This is a genomic window from Desulfovibrio sp. OH1186_COT-070 (genome assembly GCF_003860215.1).
In the GTDB taxonomy this organism is placed as follows: domain Bacteria; phylum Desulfobacterota; class Desulfovibrionia; order Desulfovibrionales; family Desulfovibrionaceae; genus Desulfovibrio.
Genome location: NZ_RQYH01000104.1, coordinates 1 through 950 on the forward strand (window position 1 = coordinate 1; position 950 = coordinate 950).

Genomic DNA, 950 nt, shown 5'->3' on the forward strand with positions numbered 1-950 from the left:
TCGGCACCATGAATATCCAACCAGTTCAATCAGTTATAACTGGCTAAAAATAAAACGCTTATTCTTCCATTTGTAACACAAACTTGTTACACAAGGGGAATGAGCGTTTTGACATTCAAGACCCCGACCCCGCTTTTGAGGAGCCGTACCTACTACTTCAGGTTGCGGATTCCCACCGACCTTCTGGCCGTCTATTCTCCCCGCAAGGAACTGACCTGCTCCCTCAAGACGCAGGACTACAAGGAAGCCTTGCAGCGCGTCCGCCTCAAGGCCATCGAGCTTGACCAGGAGTTCCGGGAGCATCGTGCCCGTCTGGCCGCAGAACGGGAGCGGATGCTTGCCTCTGCCGCCTGCGCTTCTTCCTCTGCCCATGCGCCCACTGCCTGCGCCGTTCCGCCTGCCGCTCTCCGGCCTTTTGCCCATATGCCTGACCACGAGAAAGCGCGGCTGCTCACGCTCTATCAAACCGAAGCCATGAACGAGGCGGAGCAGGCCCGGACAAGCCCGCCGCCCGGCGACGAGGACAAGGCGCGGCAGGAATGGCAGGACAAAGAGGATATACGCAAGCTGCTTGAGGGTGATGCCTTCCGGCCCCAACAGTCGCCGCTCTGCTTCCCGCCAAGCGCGGCGTACATGGAGCGGCTGAAAGGACAAGCGCGCCTGTTTCTCGAAGCAGCCCCGCTGTACCTGTGCGATGGAGATATCAGCCCCATGCTGGACAAGGCCGAAGCCTTCCTCCAGCGGCACAGCTACGCCATGCCCACAACGGACGATACGGCGGAAACCCGTGCGGAGTTCCGCTCTTTCTGCCTGCGCCTGATGGAGATGGAATTGCAGGTACAACGTATCTTCCTCGGTCGTCTTGAGGGGGAACCGTGGGCCGCCCTGCCCGCTCCGCCCTTGTCGCCTGTGGTGAATGGAGCAGGAGCAATGCCCGTTCTCCAGACCAC

1 protein-coding gene is annotated in these 950 nt (G+C 60.0%); it reads left to right on the plus strand.

From position 1 onward, the window contains the following. Positions 1-108 precede the first annotated feature (108 nt). A partial coding sequence (locus tag EII23_RS12050; RefSeq protein WP_311768160.1) for a DUF6538 domain-containing protein occupies positions 109-950 on the plus strand: 842 nt, incomplete at its 3' end.